Source organism: Aeromonas sp. R7-5 (genome assembly GCF_040908015.1).
Classification (GTDB): domain Bacteria; phylum Pseudomonadota; class Gammaproteobacteria; order Enterobacterales; family Aeromonadaceae; genus Aeromonas; species Aeromonas caviae.
The window spans coordinates 107,917-124,552 of the sequence record NZ_JBFOCZ010000032.1 but is presented as its reverse complement, the minus strand read 5'-3'; the positions used below and the strand labels follow the sequence as shown (position 1 = coordinate 124,552).

Below are 16,636 nucleotides of genomic sequence, written 5' to 3'. Positions count from 1 at the left end.
GACTTACACCAATTGGTTTTTATTCAAATAGATACCGAACAGGGTCGTCTGCTCGGCGGTGCGGCGCCATTCTATCACGCCCCCCCGCCTGGCCACCGTCTTCTTGACCAGGAAGAGGCCGACCCCGTGATCCCCGGTCTGGCGGCTGACACCGTAGTCGAACAGGTGATCCGCCAGCGCCTCGTCCACCCCCTCGCCACTGTCCTCCACCTCGATCACCAGCCGCCGCCCCAGATCATCGAGGGAGAGCAGCACCCTGGGCGCGGCGTGCTCGCGGTTCCCCCAGGCGGCGCGAATGCCGTTGTCCAGCAGGTTGCCGATGCAGGTGATGAGATCCGCCGACACCTCGGCCGGATACTCCCCGAGGGCCGACCCCGCATCCAGCACCAGCTCCACCCCCAGCTCCCGCGCCCGGCTGAACTTGCCGAGGATGAGCCCGGCCACCGGCTTGTTCTCGATGACCCGCAGCAGATCCTGCAACATGTTCTGGCAGGCTTCGTTCTCCTGCTGGATGAGGTCTACCGCCTGATCCACGTGGCCGAGCTGGAGCAGACCGGAGAGGCTGCTGAGCTTGTTGGCGAATTCATGGGTCTGGATGCGCAGCATCTCGCCGTACTGGCGCAGGTGGGTCACCTGCATGCCCAGACTGCCGGTGCCGTCTGGCCGGCTGAAGATGAGCATGCGCCCCGGCTCGCGACCGCTGAGCTCCTGCCAGTGGCCGACGAAGTCATCCCCCTGCACGGTGAACCTGACCGCCCCCCCTTGCTGCAACGTGGGCACGAGGCCGGGGGCCAGCTCCGCCAGGGAGCGGCCCAGCAGGGCGTGGCGCCCGGTGCCGGGCAGTCGCAACTGATAGAAGGCGGCGCTGTTGAGCATGGTGATCCTGTGCTGGTTGTCCAGGGCCACTATCCCCTCCGAGATCCCCTCCAGCACCAGATCCTGCTGGGCGAAGCGATTGGCGATGGTCTCCGGCTCCAGATCCAGCAGGGTGCGGCGCAGCAGGTGCTGCACCCAGAGCGCCAGCAGCAGGCCGCACCCCAGCACCGCTGCGATGGCGCCGACCAGCAGGGCGATCCGCTCCTGATAGGTGCCCTCCACGGTGCGCATCAGATAACCCACCGCCACCGCGCCGATGGCCTCGCCATCGGGCCCCACCACGGGAGCGAAGCAGCGGATGGCGGGGCCCAGGGTGCCCACGTCCCGGGAGCAGTAGCTCTCGCGCGACTGGAGTGCAGGCCAGATGTCCTCCCCCCGGAAGGTCTGGCCCACCAGCTCGGGTGAGGGGTGGCTCAGGCGCCTGGCATGTTCGTCGGTCACCACCATGTAGGCGGCGTCGGTGCGGCTGCAGATCCCCTGCACATAATCCCGCAGCCCGGGATCGCTCCCCTTCTCCAGGGCCTGGACCACCCGGCTGTCCGCCGCCAGCACCCGGGCCAGATCGCTCCCCTTCTCCTTCAGGTTGTTCTCCAGCAGATGGCGCATGAAGAGGGCGAGCAGACAGCCCAGGATCAGGATCAGCAGCAGTGACAAGCCAAGCGAGAGGGTGACTAGCTGGTGGCGCAGTTTCATCGTTCAACCTTGCAGCGGACGGGGAAGCCCAGGGTGAGGGTGTCCCCCGGCCGGGTCAATGGCCAGCCTGGCGCACCTCAAAGGTGGCCACTCTAACGCCTCCTCCGGCCGTTGTCGGTTAGCTGGCCCGCAAAGCCATATAAAAACTTAAACACCACGGCCCGGGCAAAAAACCTGAACGTGAGCTGTATCACACTATTTACTTAGCCTGCGAAATAAATATAATGCTTCGCAAGCTAAGTAATTTAGGTGCCCGTCATGAAAAAGGATCTGGAGATGTTGCGAGAACTCTCCCTCGCCGAGCAGCTGGGGCGATTGCACCGGCTCTGGCGCACCGTGGCCGATCTCGAGCTGGCACCTCTGGGGCTCACCCATCCCCGCTGGACCGCCCTGTGGAAACTCAGCCGCCTCGGCGGCCACCTCAGCCAGAAGACCCTGGCCGAGGCCCTGGAGATAGAGCTCCCCTCCCTGATGCGGACCCTGGGTCAGCTCGAGGAGCAGGGGCTGATCGAGCGCCATTGCTGCAGCCAGGACAAGCGGGCCCGCATCGTCACCCTGACCCCGGCGGGCAAGGCGCTGCTCGATCAGATCGAGGGCCGCATCATCGCCGTGCGCCGGGAGCTGCTCACCGGCATCAGCCAGCAGGAGCTGGCCCAGTTTGAAGACATTGTGCACCGCATCTCCGCCAACGCCCTCGGCAAGATAGCCGCACAGCATGAAGAGAGAGAATAAGATGACACCGGATCAACAATTCAAGCGCTGGATAAAGTGGGCCATCGTCTGCTTCGTCCTGGTGTTTGGCTACTTTCTGCTGGCCGACATCAAGATGCCCCTGACCCCCCAGGCCATGGCCACCCGGGTCGTCACCCGGATGGCCCCCCAGGTCAGCGGCAAGGTGGTCGAAGTCGCCGTCGCCAACAACCAGCACGTCAAGCAGGGGGATCTGCTGTTCGCCCTCGACCCGGAACCCTTCCAGCTCGCCGTGGATCAGGCCAGGCTCGCCCTGGACCAGGCCAGGCAGCAGAACCGCCAGCTGGATGCAACCCTGACCGCCTATGAGGCGGAGTACAGCTCGCTGCGCACCCAGGCCGACCAGAAACAGCGGGAAGCGGCGCGCATCGACGCCCTCTACCGCCGTCACATGGTCTCTGAACAGCAGAAAGATGACGCCGACAGCGCCGCCCGCACCGCCCGTGCCAACCTGCTCGGCAGCCAGGCCCGGGTAGAGCAGGCCCGCGTCAACCGCGGCTTGCCAGGGGAAGACAACCTGCTGCTGCGCCAGGCCCGCAACCGCCTCGCCCAGGCCGAGCTCAACCTCGCCTACAGCCGGGTTCATGCGAGCCAGGACGGCATCATCACCAACCTGCAGCTCAAGCCGGGCAGCGTGGCCAATGCGGGCTCCCCCCTGCTGGCCCTGGTCTCCGAGCAGGTGGACGTGATCGCCGATTTTCGCGAGAAGAGCCTGCGCCACGTCAGCGCCGGCAGTCAGGCCCTCGTCGCCTTCGACGGCGAGCCCGGTCGCCTCTATCCTGCCCGCGTCGCCAGCCTGGATGCCGGGGTCAGTGCCGGCCAGTTTGACGCCAACGGCCAGCTTGCGAACCCCGTCGAGTCCGATCGCTGGGTGCGGGATGCCCAGCGCCTGCGCCTGCACCTGACCCTGGAGCAACTGCCCGCCCACCTGCCGGCCGGGGCCCGCGCCACGGTGCAGCTGCTGCCGGACAACACCCTGACCGGGCTGCTGGCCCGCGGCCAGATCCGTCTGCTCAGCCTGCTGCACTACATCTATTGAGATGACGACCATGAACCTGTGGCACAGACCCCTCACCCCCAACGAACTGCGCCAGTGTCTGCGCATCGCCTTTGGCTGTACCCTGGGGTTTGTGCTGTGCAAGATCTTCGGCTGGAGCAACGGGGTCTTCTTCACCGTCACCCCGGTGCTGCTGCTCGGCCTGGTGCCGGTGATGAACGGTCACGCCGCCCGCCAGCTCATCGCCTCCGCCGCCATGTGCGGTCTGGAAGTGGGGCTGCTCGGCGGCCTGTTCGGCGGCCACCCGGGGCTCATGACCCCCCTGGTCTTTTTGCTCTTCCTGTACCGCTTCGCCGCCATGTCCCGGGGCAGCCTGTTCCTGTTCGGTGCCAACGGGGTGCTCAGCCTCAGCATCATGCTGCACTTTGCCAGCTACCCCGGGATTGATCTGAACGACCTCATCTTCAGCAATCTCTGGGCCAGCGTCCTGTCGGTGCTCATCGCCTATCTGATGACGGCCCTCATTCCGGACGTGGAGGAGCGCCCCAGGCCGGCCCCCTCCCCCAAGGCGCCGCACCGGATGCGCCACGAAGCCCTGCTGGGGGCGTCCATCGCGACCCTCTCGTTCCTGGTGTTCCAGATCTTCGATCTGCGCGACTCCATGTCCGCCCAGGCCACCACCCTGCTGCTGCTCTTCCCCATGCACTGGAACGGCGCCCTGGACTATGCCCGCAAGCGGGCCATGGGCACCCTGCTGGGGGTGAGTTTCGGCATCCTGGGGCAACTGGTGCTCTATGACTGGTCCGGCTTGCTGCTGCTGGTGACCCCGGTGCTCTGGCTCGGTGCCATGCTGTTCAGCTATGCCCATGTAAAGGAGGCGAGCGGCTCCGGAGTCGGCTTCGGTGCCCTCACCACCCTCGGCATCCTGTTCGGCCAGTACCTGACCCCGGGCAACGACCTGGTGTTCAGCGCCCTCTATCGGGTGAGCAGCATCCTCTTTGCCATCGTGGTCACCCTGCTCGCCTGCTACCTCATCCACCGGCTGCTCAATCGCTTCGAGGCGACACGGTTCGGCCACTGACCCTTTTCTGCAGCCATTGGATGGCTCCCTTTCGCCCCGCTTGCCTGCCGGGGCGTTTTTTTGCCTGCCCCACGGACCGGAGGGAGACGGACGCATCCCGACGCAGGGCTCCCGCCATGAGGTTGCAGTTGTGCCTCATCCTGTTAGGCTCAAGGCCATATGACACCGTTGTGAGGATCAAACATGAAACACGCCAAGCTCTTTCTACTGGGGGCGGGCGCCATCACCCTGCTCGGCGGCTGCGATCTGGGCAGCGGCAAGCTGGGAGTGACCGGCGGCGATCCCGTCACCTATCTGTGTGAACAGAACCAGAAAGTGCAGGTTCGCTACTTCTCCCTCTCGGACGAGAGCCTTAACTTCGTCAAGCTCTCCCTCCCCGATGGCAAGGATTACACCCTGCCCCAGGCGGTTTCCGCCTCCGGCGCCCGCTATACCGACGATCACGAGGTGGTCTGGTGGAACAAGGGCAAGGAGGGGTTCGTCGAGATGCGTGATGACGCCGGGGAGTGGCAGAGCCGCTACAACGACTGCAAGGAGCAGTGATCCGCACCGTCATGGCACACAGCCCACACGAAACACCCCGGCCTGGCCGGGGTGTTTGTCATTTCACTTCCACTTCGAATCGGGCCACAACCCGAGCCGGAATGGCTTGCTGATTCTGCTCCGATGGCCGGTAGCGCAGCTGCGCCAGCCCGGAGATGGCGATGAGATCCAGCACGCCGGGGGGCTGGGACTCCAGTACCTCTGGGCTGAACAGCGTGCCATTGGAATCGATGAGGTAGCGAAGGGTCACATACCCCTTGACCGGCCTCTTCGCCGGCAGCCCCCCGACCGGGTTAAAACTGATGGCATCCCCCACCAGCACCCAGTATTCGGGCAGCGTTTCCCAGGTGACATCCACCGGAGGCCGATTCAGCTTGGCGGTGGTGGCACAGCCCCCGAGCAGGGCCAGGGCGGCCCACAGCAACAACCCTTTCACACGCACTGACATTCCCTCGTCGTTGTATCGCTCGACTCCATGAGCGACGCGCCAGTGTCAGGCAAAGGGGCTCATCCGGGAAGCCCCCATCTGGCAGGCAAAAAAAAGCCAACCCCGGAGGGTTGGCCTTGTGATCTCTCACGGCTCATGCGCGCTTGTCGCTTACCACCAGCCAGAGGGCATGGACCATGCCGGGCAGACCGCCCAGCAGGGTCAGCACTATGTTGATGAGGAAATGGAGGCTGAAGCCCACCTGGATAAAGGCGCAGACCGGGGGGAGAAAGATGGCCAGCAGGATCTTGAGCAGATTGTTCATCGGGATTCCTCGTGTAAACAGCGCTTGGGGTTGGCCTAACCATAAACACCCAAGGCCTCAACTGCAAACCAGACAGGGGATCCGCTCTCCTCCTTTCCGCCAGGCATTGAGGTCGTGAACCATCTGGTTGCTGCTGCCGCGCCAGAGCAGACCGGGATCCGCCAGGGCCTTCTCGAACCTGCCATCCACCAGCACGTCCAGCAAGGCCACCAGCTCCCGCTGGGCCGGGCTGAGATTTGCCAGCAGATAACCGGTCCAGCACCAGATGTCCTTGCCGGGGCACTCGGCCCGCACCCGCTTCACCAGCGCCAGCACATGCGGCACGTTGGCGGGATGGAGCGGATCGCCGCCGGATAGCGACAGTCCGCGCCGCTTGATGCGGCTGTCGTTGAGATCGTGAATGATGCGATCGCTCATCGCCTCATCGAACGGCTTGCCCCCATCGAGCCGCCAGGTGCTCTGGTTGTAGCAGCCGGGACACTGGTGCTCGCAACCCGACACGAACAGGGTGGCGCGGGTGCCTGGGCCGTTGATCACATCGACCGGGTAGTACTGGTGATAGTGCATTCGAGTTCTCTGGGTTAACGGCCAACCCCCTCCCAACCTCCCCCTTCGAAAGGGGGAGGAGCTTCTTTGCCCCCCTGCCAAGGGGAGGGCTGGGGTGGGGTCTGCTCGCTTACATATGCTTGACCCGGCGTTTGACCTCTTCCTGCTTGCCCGCGTTGAAGGGGCGCGCATCCGGGCTGCCGAGATAGCCGCACACCCGGCGGGTCACCGACACCTTGGCCGGGTCGTGGTTGCCGCAGCGCGGGCAGGTGAAGCCCTTGGAGGTGCACTCGAACTCGCCGGTGAAGCCGCAGTCGTAGCACTCGTCTATGGGGGTGTTGGTGCCGTAGTAGGGCACCTTGTCATAGCTGTAGTCCCAGACGTTCTCGAGCGCCTCCAGGTTGTGCTGGATGTTGGGGTACTCGCCGTAGCAGATGAAGCCGCCGCTGGCGATGGGCGGATAGGGCGCCTCGAAGTCCAGCTTGTCGTAGGGGTTCACCTGCTTCTCCACGTCCAGGTGGAAGCTGTTGGTGTAGTAGCCCTTGTCGGTCACCCCGGCCACCACGCCAAACTCCTTGGCGTCGATGCGGCAGAAACGGGTGCAGAGGTTCTCGCTCGGGGTGGAGTAGAGACTGAAGCCGTAGCCGGTCTCCTCCTTCCACTCGTCGGTGGCCGCCTTGAGCCGCGCGATGATGGCGATGGCCTTCTGGCGCAGGGTCTCGCTGTCGAACAGGTGGACGTCTGTGCCATAGAGGGCGTTGATGGTCTCGTGTACCCCGATGTAACCCAGCGAAATGGAGGCGCGGCCATGTTTGAAGATCTCGCTGATGTTGTCATCGGCCTTGAGGCGCACCCCGCAGGCCCCCTCCATGTAGAGGATGGGGGCGACCCGGGCCTTGACCCCGTCCAGGCGCTTGATGCGGTACATGAGCGCTGTCTTGGCCACCCGCAGGGCGGCGTCCAGCTTGTCCCAGAAGTCCGCTTCATCGCGGGATTTCAGGGCAATGCGCGGCAGGTTGAGGCTCACGACCCCCAAGTTGTTGCGCCCCTCGTGGACCAGCTCGCCATTATCCTCGTAGGCACCGAGGAAGGAGCGGCACCCCATGGGAGTCTTGAAGGAGCCTGTGACCTTGACCACCTGGTCGTGGTTGAGGATGTCCGGGTACATCCGCTTGGAGGCGCACTCCAGCGCCAGCTGCTTGATGTCGTAGTTGGGATCCCCCTGCTTGTGGTTCAGGCCATCCTTGATGGCGAACACCAGTTTCGGGAAGACGGCGGTCTTCCTGTTCTTGCCAAGGCCGGCGATGCGGTTGCCTAGGATGGCGCGCTGGATGAGGCGCGATTCCCAGCTATCCCCCAGGCCAAAGCCGAAGGTGACGAACGGGGTCTGACCGTTGGCGGTGTGCAGGGTGTTGACCTCGTATTCGAGGGACTGGAAGGCGTCGTGGCACTCCTTCTCGGTGCGGGCCATGGCATAGGCATCCACGTCCCGGATCTCCCACTCCTCGGCCACCTCCCGGTGCTTGTGCCAGCTGATGGTCACATAGGGTGCCAGCACCTCGTCGATGCGGTTGATGGTAGTGCCGCCATAGATATGGCTCGCCACCTGGGCGATGATCTGGGCGGTCACCGCGGTGGCGGTGCTGATGGATTTGGGAGTGTCTATCTCCGCGTTGCCCATCTTGAAGCCGTGGGTCAGCATCCCCTGCAGATCGATCAGCATGCAGTTGAACATGGGGAAGAAGGGGGAGTAGTCGAGATCGTGGAAGTGCAGGTCGCCGCTCTCGTGGGCCTGCACCACGTCACGGGGCAGCATGTGGCTGATGGCGTAATGCTTGGCGACGATGCCCGCCAGCAGGTCACGCTGGGTCGGGATCACCTTGGAGTCCTTGTTGGCGTTCTCGTTGAGCAGAGCCGCGTTGGTCTGCTCCACCAGGCCGCGGATCTCTTGGGCCAGGCGACCCCGGGCCTCGCGAGCCTGATCACGGTCGTGACGGTATTCGATGTAGGCACGGGCGATGGCCTTGTCGTCGGAGGCCATCAGGTGGTTCTCGACCCGGTTCTGGATCTCGTGGATGTCTACCTCCCCTCGCCCCTCCAGCTCCTGGCTGACAGCTGCGGCAATGCGCTCTGCCAGCGCCGGACTGGCCTGATTGACCGCTGCCGCCGCCCGGCTGACCGCATCGCGGATCAGTTGGCCATTGAATGGTGCACGACATCCATCGCGTTTGATCACTACCGGTTTCATCGATTTTCCCCGTATTGAAAGACCTGGTGGCCACCCTCGGCTCACCCTCGTTGAGTCCCCTTCTCCACGCCCGTCCCCGGCGCAAACAAGGTCAGCCAAGGCTTGAAACACCTGGGCTGACACTGAGAGGGCGACCACTTATGCACAGCTTTATGACACTATATATGGGTGTTTTTTTTATGCTTACCCCTATATGTGGGGTCTATTAGGCACCAAAGCGGTACCCTGTTTCTTGATCCAGAACAGGTTTTGGAAGGAGTGGGGCAGTTCACGACCAGCGCCAAAAGGCGCTCTTTTTGCTCACCCCAGACGGGATGCGGGCTCCCGCCCGGCAAGGGATAAAAAGAGAGGGGCACGCCTTCCGACAACAATTGACCGAGGCGCCAGAGAGCGGGAGAGCACATACTGGGGAACAGTCTGTCCCTTGCGGAAAACACACGTGACCAAGGTCTTGCTCCTGCTCTCCCTCCTCTCCCTCCCGCTGCTGGCCGCCGAGATCCTGGTGATCAGCAGCTATCACCAGAGCAACCAGTGGGATCAAAGCTACAGTGCCGGCCTCGAGAAACACCTCAAGCAGGCGCATCACCTCGGCTATCTCTATCTGGACACCAAGCGCCAGCCCGGCCAGACCCGTGACGAACTGCTCGCCAAGGGAATGGCCGCCTACCGGACCCACCAGCCGGCGCTGGTGATCCTGGGGGATGACAACGCCATCAACGCCCTCGCCCGACCCATCGCCGCCCGGGGAACGCCCGTGGTGTTTCTCGGGATGAACGAGAATCCGCGCCCCAAGGGGCTGGTCGGCCACCCCCTGATCACCGGCGTACTGGAACGCCCTCTGCTCAAGCGCAGCATCAGCGAGATGAGTCAGTTGATGGGAGGACTGGAGCGCGCCTTGGTGCTGTTTGACGAAAGCGAGGTGTCCCGCACCGCCGTCGCCCACGAGTTTAAGGGGCGAGGCGAGCTGACGATCGGCCAGACCCGGGTCAGCAGCCGCCAGTTCACCGACTACGGACGCTGGCAGGAGGCAGTGCTCGCCAGCCGGGAAAATGGCTATCAGGCGCTCTTCCTCGGCCTCTACCACACCCTCACCGACGCGCAGGGCCAGCATGTGAGCGAGCAGCAAGTGCTGGCATGGACCAGCGCCAACAGCCCGGTGCCACTGTTCTGCTTCTGGGCCTTTGCGGTGGGCAGGGGAGCCGCCATCGGCGGCCTGGTGCTCGACGGCCACAGTCAGGGAGAGAGAGCCGCCGAACTGGCCAATGCCATCCTCTCGGGCACGGCGCCCGGCGCCCTCTCCCCCCGCGCCGCATCCCGCGGGGAATATCTGTTCAGCAAGAGCGAACTGGCACGCTGGTACCTGACGGCTCCCGATGCCTGGCAGGACAAGGTGAGCTACATCGAGTGAGCCCACCAACGACAAACCCGGCCAGTGGGCCGGGTTTGTCTGCTCAAACGTGCATCCTCAGGGCTGAATGGCCGCCTGCAACTCAGCTTCGGTCCAGATGGTGATCCCCAGCTCCTGGGCCTTGGCGAGCTTGGAGCCTGCCGCCTCCCCCGCCACCAGCACGTCGGTCTTGGCCGACACGGAGCCCGCCACCTTGGCCCCCAGGGCCTGCAGCGCCGCCTTGGCGTCGTTGCGGGACAAGGCGGTGAGGGTGCCGGTCAGCACGAAGGTCTTGCCGGCAAAGGGCTGATCGCTTGTCTCTTTCTTCTCGATGGCCGGCCAGTGGATACCGGCGGCCAGCAGGGCGTCGAGCACTTCGATGTTGTGGGGCTGGCGCAGGAAGTAGTAGACGTGCTTGGCCACTATGTCTCCCACGTCAGCCACTTCCAGCAACTGCTCCACCGAGGCGGCGCGCAGGGCATCCAGGGTGAGGAAGTGGTTGGCGAGGTTCAAGGCGGTCGCCTCCCCTACTTCGCGGATCCCCAGGGCAAACAGGAAGCGGGGCAGGGTGGTGCTGCGGGCGGCATCGATGGCGGCCACCAGGTTGAGGGCCGATTTTTGCCCCATCCGCTCGAGACCGGCCAGCTGGATGGCATTGAGGCTGAACAGGTCCGCCGGGGTCTTCACCAGCCCCTTGTCCACCAGTTGCTCCACTATCTTGTCGCCAAGGCCATCCACATCCATGGCGCGACGCGCTGCGAAGTGCTTGATGGCGGCCGCCCGCTGGGCCTCGCAGAAGAGACCGCCGGAACAGCGGGCCACGGCCTCCCCTTCCAGCCGCTCCACCGCCGAGCCGCACACCGGGCACTCGGTCGGGAAGAGGATCGCGCGGGCATCCGCCGGGCGCTGCGCCTCCACCACAGCCACGACCTGGGGGATCACGTCCCCGGCACGGCGCACGATCACGGTGTCGCCGATCATGACGCCAAGGCGCGCGATCTCGTCCGCATTGTGCAAAGTGGCGTTAGAAACGGTGACGCCGCCGACAAACACCGGCTTGAGCTTGGCCACCGGGGTGATGGCACCGGTGCGGCCCACCTGGAACTCAACATTCTCCAGCAGGGTCATCTCCTCTTCTGCCGGGAACTTGTGGGCGGTGGCCCAGCGCGGCGCACGGGCAACGAAACCGAGCTCCTGTTGCAGTGCTATGTCGTCCACCTTGTAGACCACGCCGTCGATCTCGTAGGGGAGCTCGCTACGGCGCGCCAGAATGTCGTCGTGAAACGCCTGGCAGCCGGCGGCACCCTCTTTCAGCTTCACCTCGGGGCTGAGCGGCAGACCCCAGGCCTTGAGCTGATTGAGGCGAGCGAAGTGGGAGTTCCCCAGCTCGTCGCCACCGACTCCCACGCCGTAGGCATAGAAGCTGAGGGGGCGGCTGGCGGTGATGCGTGAATCGAGCTGGCGCAGGCTGCCGGCAGCGGCGTTGCGCGGGTTGACGAACACCTTCTCCCCCGCCGCCAGCGCATCGCGGTTCATCGCCTCGAACCCCGCCTTGGGCATGAAGACCTCCCCACGCACCTCCAGCCGCGCCGGCCACCCCTGGCCGCGCAGGGTCAGGGGAATGGCCTTGATGGTGCGCACGTTCTCGGTGATCTCCTCCCCCGTGGTGCCGTCCCCGCGAGTGGCGGCCTGTACCAGCTGGCCATCCACGTAGAGCAGGCTCACCGCCAGACCGTCGAGCTTGGGTTCGCAACAGAAGGTGAAAGTCACCTCCCGCTTGAGGCGATCACTCATGCGTTGCTCGAACGCCTGCAACTCCTCGCTGCTGAAGACGTTGTCCAGACTCAGCATGGGGATCTCGTGGCGTACCTGCTTGAAGGCGGTCAGCGGCTGGCCCCCCACCCGCACGCTCGGCGAGGCCGGGGTTTTCAGCTCGAGATGCTCGGCCTCCAGCGCGATCAGCTCGCGCATCAGGCGATCGTATTCAGCGTCCGGCACCGTGGGGTTGTCCAGCACATAGTACTGATGGCCGTACTCGGTCAGCAGCTCACACAGTTGACGGTGGCGGGAGAGGATATCGCTCATGAAAAAGTCTCGAAGTGTGATGGAACATTCAGTCTGGGGCAGAAACAAAAATGCGGCACCGGGGTACCGCACTTTTCATTGTTCAAGCCCCATGGCGCATCAGTCGCGGCTGGCCTCGTAGGCCGCCAGCTCGTGACGGTAGCGGGCGATGTCGTCGTCGCTGAGGGGACTGCGCGAGGCATCGGTCAGCATGGCATCGAGATCGCTCGCCAGCTGATCCGCAGCCTGCAACATGTGCTCGAAGGCGAAGGCGGCATTGCTGCGAAGGGGCAGTTGCATGAAGAGGGACACACCCGGGGTGCTGAACTGCTCCATGCGATAGGGGTTGAAGGTACCCGGCTTGACCATGTTGATCATGGAGAAGAGCACCTCCCCCTTGCCGCCCAGATCTTCGTGACGGTGGAAGATGTCCATCTCGCCAAACTTGAAGCCCAGCGCCAGCAGGGAAGAGAGCAGAGTCGCACCTTGCAGATCGTGGCCGGGACGGGCCATCAGGTTGATGACATAGACATCCTGCCAGATCTTCTCGACCGGGGCCGGAGCTGGTTCTGGCTCGGCTGCGTGAACCGGCTCTTCATAGGCTGGCTCGTCATCGTAAGCGGGCTCTTCATAAGCCGGCTGGGCGTAGCGGGGAGCCTGCTGGGCAACCGGTGCCGGCTCGCGTGCACCGAAGGTCGGCGCCTGGGCATAGGCCGGCTCCACCAGCGGCTCTTCGTCCAGCGGCTGCATCATGGGCTCGCGCTGCGGACGGGAACGGTGTACCGGCGTACGGCGGATCACCTGTGCAGGTTTGCGCACCGGCGCGGCAGGGGCCTCTTCAACAGGGGCGGCAACCGGCTCTTCATAGTCCTCTTCTTCCTCATACACAGGCTGAGGGGGGACAGGGCGAGCGGCAGGCTTGCGCACCACGGGAGGCGGCAGATCGGCGTCGTCATCTTCATCATCGAAGGCGGGAACGGGGGCGACACGGCGGGGTTCGGGCTGACGGGCCTCGTCGCTGCGCAGTTTGGGCTCGGCACGACGGCCACCGCTCACCACACGCACCTGACCGATGCCATCGCTGTCGAAGGCGTCATTGTCACGCTCACGGGACTTGGATTCCATCCGACCCAGGGGTTTCTCCTTGATCGGTGCCTGACGATTCTTTCTGTTGCTCCACAACCCGTGAATGAGCAATGCCGCGATGGCAATACCGCCCAGGGCAACCAAGATGTAACGCAATTCCTGCATTAGCTGCTTCTCTTTCTAGTTTTGCTCAGCCAAAGCGACGGCTTCACCGATATCGACCGACACTATGCGCGAAACCCCGGGCTCTTGCATCGTGACGCCAACCAGCTGCTCGGCCATCTCCATGGAGACCTTATTATGACTGATGTAAACGAACTGTACTGTGCTCGACATCTCTTTGACAAGAGAACAGAAGCGACCGACGTTCACTTCATCGAGCGGTGCATCCACCTCATCCAGCAGACAAAATGGTGCTGGATTGAGTCTGAAGATGGCAAAAACCAGCGCAAGGGCGGTTAGCGCCTTCTCCCCCCCGGAAAGCAGGGCAATGGTAGCATTCTTCTTGCCCGGAGGTCTTGCCATGATGCTCACTCCGGCCTCCAAAAGATCATCCGAGGTCAGCTCAAGCCAGGCACTGCCCCCCCCGAACACTTTTGGGAACAGGGATTTTAAATCTTCATTGACCTTATCGAAAGTGTCGCGGAAGCGTATTTGTGTTTCTTTATCAATTCTTTTAATGGCTTGGCTCAAGGTGTCGAGGGCCTGCTCCAGATCCTGGCACTGATTTTCCAGGTAGCTTGAACGGGTTTTCGCCTCCTCATACTCCTCCAGTGCCGCCAGGTTGATGGCGCCAAGCGCCTCCACCTGCGCCTCCAGCGTCTGGATCTCCTGGCGCAGCTTGCCGCGATCAGCGGCAATCAGCACCGCCTGATCGAGGTCCACCAGGCGCACGCCCAGCTCTTCGAACTGCTCGTGCAGTCCCTGCCTGCGCGTCAGGTTGCGCTCGCGCTCGAGCAGCAGGGTCGCCAGCTTCTCCTGAATTTTCACCAGCTGCTTGTGATCGGCGCTTCTGGCCTGCTCCAGCTCGGTCAGCTGACGATCCAGCTCCGCGAGCCGCTGGTGACAGGCCAGTTGCTGCGCCTCAAGATTGCGCTGTTCGACCAGCAGGGGCGACAGATCCTGACTCGGAGCGGCCCCTGGCTCCTTGAGTTCCGCCAGCTCCAGGCCGAGACGGGCCAGCTCCTGCTCGCGCAGCGTGATGAGCTGGCGCTGGTTCTGCTGCTCCAGTTGCAACCGCTGGCAGGCCGCCTGCTGCTGCTCCCGGCGAAGGCGCACCTCTTCCAGCGCCCGCTCCGCCCCGCTCACCTGCTCCTGGGCGAGCAGCAGCGCCTCGGCGAGTACCTCCCCCTGCTCCTGCAGCTCGCCAAGGGCCGCTTCATCCTGCTCAAGCCGCTCCCCGGCCGACGCCAGCCGCTGCGCCTCCTCAGCCTGCTCCTTGTCGAGCCGGGCCAGCTCTTCCCCCAGCTGGCCCAGGCGCTGCAAGCGCTCCTGGCGCTGCCCCTCGCGCAGACTCCAGGCTTCGCGCAGTTGCTGCCACCGCAGCTCCTGCTCGCGCAGGGTGCGCTGAGCCAGCTCATGGACGCTGTGCAGCTGGGCCCGCGCTGCATCGGCGGCGACAAGCTGCTCATCGAGTCTGTGCAGCGCCTCCCGACCCGCGGCCAGCTCGGTGTGCAGCCGTTCACGCTCACCGAGCAGCGCCAGCGTACCGAGGGCCATGCCCTCCCCCAGATCCGCCCAGTTGGGGCCGAACCAGTCACCGGCGGGAGTGAGCAGCGACTCACCGGCAGAGAGGCTGTGCAGGCGGGACAGCGCCTCCTCCCTGCTCTCTGCCAGCCAGATGGCGTTGAGGAAAGCCGGAATGTGCTCGCCCCCCAGTTGCGCCGCCAGGGTACCGGCCCTGGCTGGCTGGGCCGGGCCAATCCAGAGTCCGGGTTGCGCCAGGTTGCACTCGTCCGCCGGGATTGCGGTGAGCCAGCGGCCGAGCACCTTGTCCAGCCCCCGGGCCCACTCAGGGGGAACCTGCAACCGATCCGCCAGGGTGGCGCCCGCCATCTGCTCCCCCAGGATCTGATCCAGGGTGGCGAGGCGCGCCTCCAGCTCGCGCAGCAGGCCCTGCTGGCGACCCTGCTCTGCCTTGAGTGCTTCATGGCGCGACACACCGGCCTGCCACGCCGCATCGGCTTCCTCATGGCGGGCGCGGGAGAGCGAGAGTTCCGCCGCCAGCGCATCGAGCGCCGGTTGCAGGTTCTCCCCCTCTCCACCAAGGGGCCCGGCCTGTTCGTCTTCCAGCTTGAGGCGGGCAAGCCGGGTCTTGGCCTGCAGCTCCTGCAGGCCGTTCACCTCGGCGCGGGTCTGGTTGAGCCGCCCCTGCAACTGGCCCAGCTGCTGCTGCCACTGCTGCTGGCGCTGACGCGTCTGCTCGAGCCGATCGCCCGCTACCGCACGCACGCTCTGCTGGTCGGTAAGCAACTGCTCACACTGCTCGAGGCGCGCCGACGCTACCTCCCCCTGCAACGTGCTCTCGCCCAGTTGCTCTAGCTGGCCGGCCAGCTGGGCCTTGAGCCCCTCGATACGCTCGCCGAGGGCTTGCCGCCTCGCCTGCCAGTCGCGGCCAAGCTCGCTCTGGTGCAATTGCTGCTGCTCGAGGCGGGCGATGGCTTGCCCGCCGAGGAAAATCTGCTGCTGGCGGCTCGCCTGCTCGGCCTGCGCCTCCTGGCGGGCCACCGACAGAGTGACGTGGCGTCCTTCGTCTGCGGTGCGCTTGGCATCGAGGGCCGCCAGCGCCTGTTCAGTCTGGGCCAGTTCGGTCTTGGCTTCGCCAAGACGCGTCTCCAGCGCCCACAGTTCCGAGCCGATCAGTTCGCTGCGGGCCGCGCGACTGCGACTCTTGAGCTGCTTGTAGCGCTCGGCGGTCTCGGCCTGGGCCTTGAGGTGCTCGAGGCGTGAGCCCAGTTCGCCGCGGATGTCGCCAAGGCGTTCCAGGTTCTCCTGGGTATGGCGGATGCGCTGCTCGGTCTCCCGGCGCCGCTCCTTGTAGCGGGAGACCCCGGCGGCCTCTTCCATGAACAGCTTGAGATCGGCGGGGCGGGACTCCACCAGTCGGCTGACGGTGCCCTGTTCGATGATGGCGTAACTGCGGGGCCCAAGGCCGGTGCCGAGGAAGAGGTCGGTCACATCCTTGCGGCGGCACTTCTGGCCGTTGATCTGGTAGTGATTGGAACCGTCGCGCAGCACTTCGCGGCGCACCGAGATCTCGGTAAAGCGGCCGAACTCGCCGGGTACCCGGTTGTGGGGATTGTCGAACACCAGCTCCACCGAGGCGCGGCCATGGGCGCTGCGGTTGATGGAGCCGTTGAAGATGACGTCGGTCATGTTCTCGCCGCGCAGATGGCGGGCGGAGCTCTCCCCCAGCACCCAGCGCACGGCGTCGATGACGTTGGATTTGCCGCAGCCGTTGGGGCCCACCACGGCGGTCATGTCGGCGTTGAGTTCGATGCGGGTCGGCTCGACAAACGACTTGAAACCGGCGAGTTTGATCAATTTCAGACGCATGGCGGCCTATGTGGGTAACGAAATAAAGAGGAGGCGGGCAGGCGACTTTACCAAATCA

The 16,636-nt window shown here is 64.6% G+C and carries 13 protein-coding genes; 5 read left to right on the top strand and 8 right to left on the bottom strand.

The window, feature by feature from the left end:
- Positions 1–3: 3 nt before the first annotated feature.
- Positions 4–1,569, bottom strand: a complete 1,566-nt coding sequence (locus tag AB5Y53_RS13635) for an ATP-binding protein (RefSeq protein ID WP_368182289.1) — start codon at positions 1,567–1,569, stop codon at positions 4–6.
- Positions 1,570–1,827: 258 nt separating this feature from the next.
- Between AB5Y53_RS13635 and slyA the strand changes: the two genes are divergently transcribed.
- The 4 genes from slyA to AB5Y53_RS13615 all read left to right on the top strand — a co-directional run bounded on the left by slyA (position 1,828) and on the right by AB5Y53_RS13615 (position 4,940).
- Positions 1,828–2,301 (top strand): transcriptional regulator SlyA, encoded by a 474-nt coding sequence (slyA, locus tag AB5Y53_RS13630; RefSeq protein ID WP_010673459.1) that lies wholly within the window; start codon positions 1,828–1,830, stop codon positions 2,299–2,301.
- A gap of 1 nt (position 2,302) precedes the next feature.
- The gene (locus AB5Y53_RS13625) at positions 2,303–3,358 is read left to right on the top strand and encodes an HlyD family secretion protein (protein WP_010673458.1); all 1,056 of its coding nucleotides are present in this window, start codon (positions 2,303–2,305) and stop codon (positions 3,356–3,358) included.
- Between the two features lie 10 nt (positions 3,359–3,368).
- Positions 3,369–4,397, top strand: coding sequence for a DUF2955 domain-containing protein (locus tag AB5Y53_RS13620; RefSeq protein ID WP_010673457.1), 1,029 nt, complete (start codon positions 3,369–3,371; stop codon positions 4,395–4,397).
- Between the two features lie 183 nt (positions 4,398–4,580).
- Positions 4,581–4,940 (top strand): MliC family protein, encoded by a 360-nt coding sequence (locus tag AB5Y53_RS13615; protein WP_010673456.1) that lies wholly within the window; start codon positions 4,581–4,583, stop codon positions 4,938–4,940.
- 58 nt (positions 4,941–4,998) lie between these two features.
- On the opposite strand, the gene AB5Y53_RS13610 is transcribed toward AB5Y53_RS13615, so the two are convergent.
- The 4 genes from AB5Y53_RS13610 to nrdD form a co-directional block, all read right to left on the bottom strand.
- Positions 4,999–5,388, bottom strand: coding sequence for an energy transducer TonB (locus tag AB5Y53_RS13610; protein ID WP_324038261.1), 390 nt, complete (start codon positions 5,386–5,388; stop codon positions 4,999–5,001).
- 133 nt (positions 5,389–5,521) lie between these two features.
- Entirely contained in the window at positions 5,522–5,692 is a 171-nt protein-coding gene (locus AB5Y53_RS13605) for a YqaE/Pmp3 family membrane protein (RefSeq protein WP_010673454.1), read from the bottom strand.
- Between the two features lie 57 nt (positions 5,693–5,749).
- The gene (gene nrdG, locus AB5Y53_RS13600) at positions 5,750–6,259 is read right to left on the bottom strand and encodes an anaerobic ribonucleoside-triphosphate reductase-activating protein (protein ID WP_041213374.1); all 510 of its coding nucleotides are present in this window, start codon (positions 6,257–6,259) and stop codon (positions 5,750–5,752) included.
- Positions 6,260–6,368: 109 nt separating this feature from the next.
- Positions 6,369–8,486: an anaerobic ribonucleoside-triphosphate reductase gene (nrdD, locus tag AB5Y53_RS13595; RefSeq protein ID WP_368182288.1), complete on the bottom strand. Its 2,118-nt coding sequence runs from the start codon at positions 8,484–8,486 to the stop codon at positions 6,369–6,371.
- Positions 8,487–8,925: 439 nt separating this feature from the next.
- Here nrdD and AB5Y53_RS13590 point away from each other — a divergent pair, with 439 nt between their 5' ends.
- A complete protein-coding gene (locus tag AB5Y53_RS13590; protein ID WP_368182287.1) occupies positions 8,926–9,894 on the top strand; it encodes an ABC transporter substrate-binding protein in 969 nt (322 codons plus the stop codon).
- 57 nt (positions 9,895–9,951) lie between these two features.
- On the opposite strand, the gene ligA is transcribed toward AB5Y53_RS13590, so the two are convergent.
- The 3 genes from ligA to AB5Y53_RS13575 all read right to left on the bottom strand — a co-directional run bounded on the left by ligA (position 9,952) and on the right by AB5Y53_RS13575 (position 16,578).
- Positions 9,952–11,958 (bottom strand): NAD-dependent DNA ligase LigA, encoded by a 2,007-nt coding sequence (gene ligA / locus AB5Y53_RS13585; protein WP_368182286.1) that lies wholly within the window; start codon positions 11,956–11,958, stop codon positions 9,952–9,954.
- A 99-nt stretch (positions 11,959–12,057) separates the two neighbouring features.
- A complete protein-coding gene (zipA, locus tag AB5Y53_RS13580) occupies positions 12,058–13,188 on the bottom strand; it encodes a cell division protein ZipA (protein WP_042864248.1) in 1,131 nt (376 codons plus the stop codon).
- 15 nt (positions 13,189–13,203) lie between these two features.
- Positions 13,204–16,578: an AAA family ATPase gene (locus tag AB5Y53_RS13575; protein ID WP_368182284.1), complete on the bottom strand. Its 3,375-nt coding sequence runs from the start codon at positions 16,576–16,578 to the stop codon at positions 13,204–13,206.
- Positions 16,579–16,636 lie beyond the last annotated feature (58 nt).

What these genes read in the sequence shown, in the direction of transcription:
- AB5Y53_RS13635 (WP_368182289.1), bottom strand. Translation starts at nt 1,569, where the DNA reads ATGAAACTGCGCCACCAGCTAGTCACCCTCTCGCTTGGCTTGTCACTG.
- slyA (WP_010673459.1), top strand. Translation starts at nt 1,828, where the DNA reads ATGAAAAAGGATCTGGAGATGTTGCGAGAACTCTCCCTCGCCGAGCAG.
- AB5Y53_RS13625 (WP_010673458.1), top strand. Translation starts at nt 2,303, where the DNA reads ATGACACCGGATCAACAATTCAAGCGCTGGATAAAGTGGGCCATCGTC.
- AB5Y53_RS13620 (WP_010673457.1), top strand. Translation starts at nt 3,369, where the DNA reads ATGAACCTGTGGCACAGACCCCTCACCCCCAACGAACTGCGCCAGTGT.
- AB5Y53_RS13615 (WP_010673456.1), top strand. Translation starts at nt 4,581, where the DNA reads ATGAAACACGCCAAGCTCTTTCTACTGGGGGCGGGCGCCATCACCCTG.
- AB5Y53_RS13610 (WP_324038261.1), bottom strand. Translation starts at nt 5,388, where the DNA reads ATGTCAGTGCGTGTGAAAGGGTTGTTGCTGTGGGCCGCCCTGGCCCTG.
- AB5Y53_RS13605 (WP_010673454.1), bottom strand. Translation starts at nt 5,692, where the DNA reads ATGAACAATCTGCTCAAGATCCTGCTGGCCATCTTTCTCCCCCCGGTC.
- nrdG (WP_041213374.1), bottom strand. Translation starts at nt 6,259, where the DNA reads ATGCACTATCACCAGTACTACCCGGTCGATGTGATCAACGGCCCAGGC.
- nrdD (WP_368182288.1), bottom strand. Translation starts at nt 8,486, where the DNA reads ATGAAACCGGTAGTGATCAAACGCGATGGATGTCGTGCACCATTCAAT.
- ligA (WP_368182286.1), bottom strand. Translation starts at nt 11,958, where the DNA reads ATGAGCGATATCCTCTCCCGCCACCGTCAACTGTGTGAGCTGCTGACC.
- zipA (WP_042864248.1), bottom strand. Translation starts at nt 13,188, where the DNA reads ATGCAGGAATTGCGTTACATCTTGGTTGCCCTGGGCGGTATTGCCATC.
- AB5Y53_RS13575 (WP_368182284.1), bottom strand. Translation starts at nt 16,578, where the DNA reads ATGCGTCTGAAATTGATCAAACTCGCCGGTTTCAAGTCGTTTGTCGAG.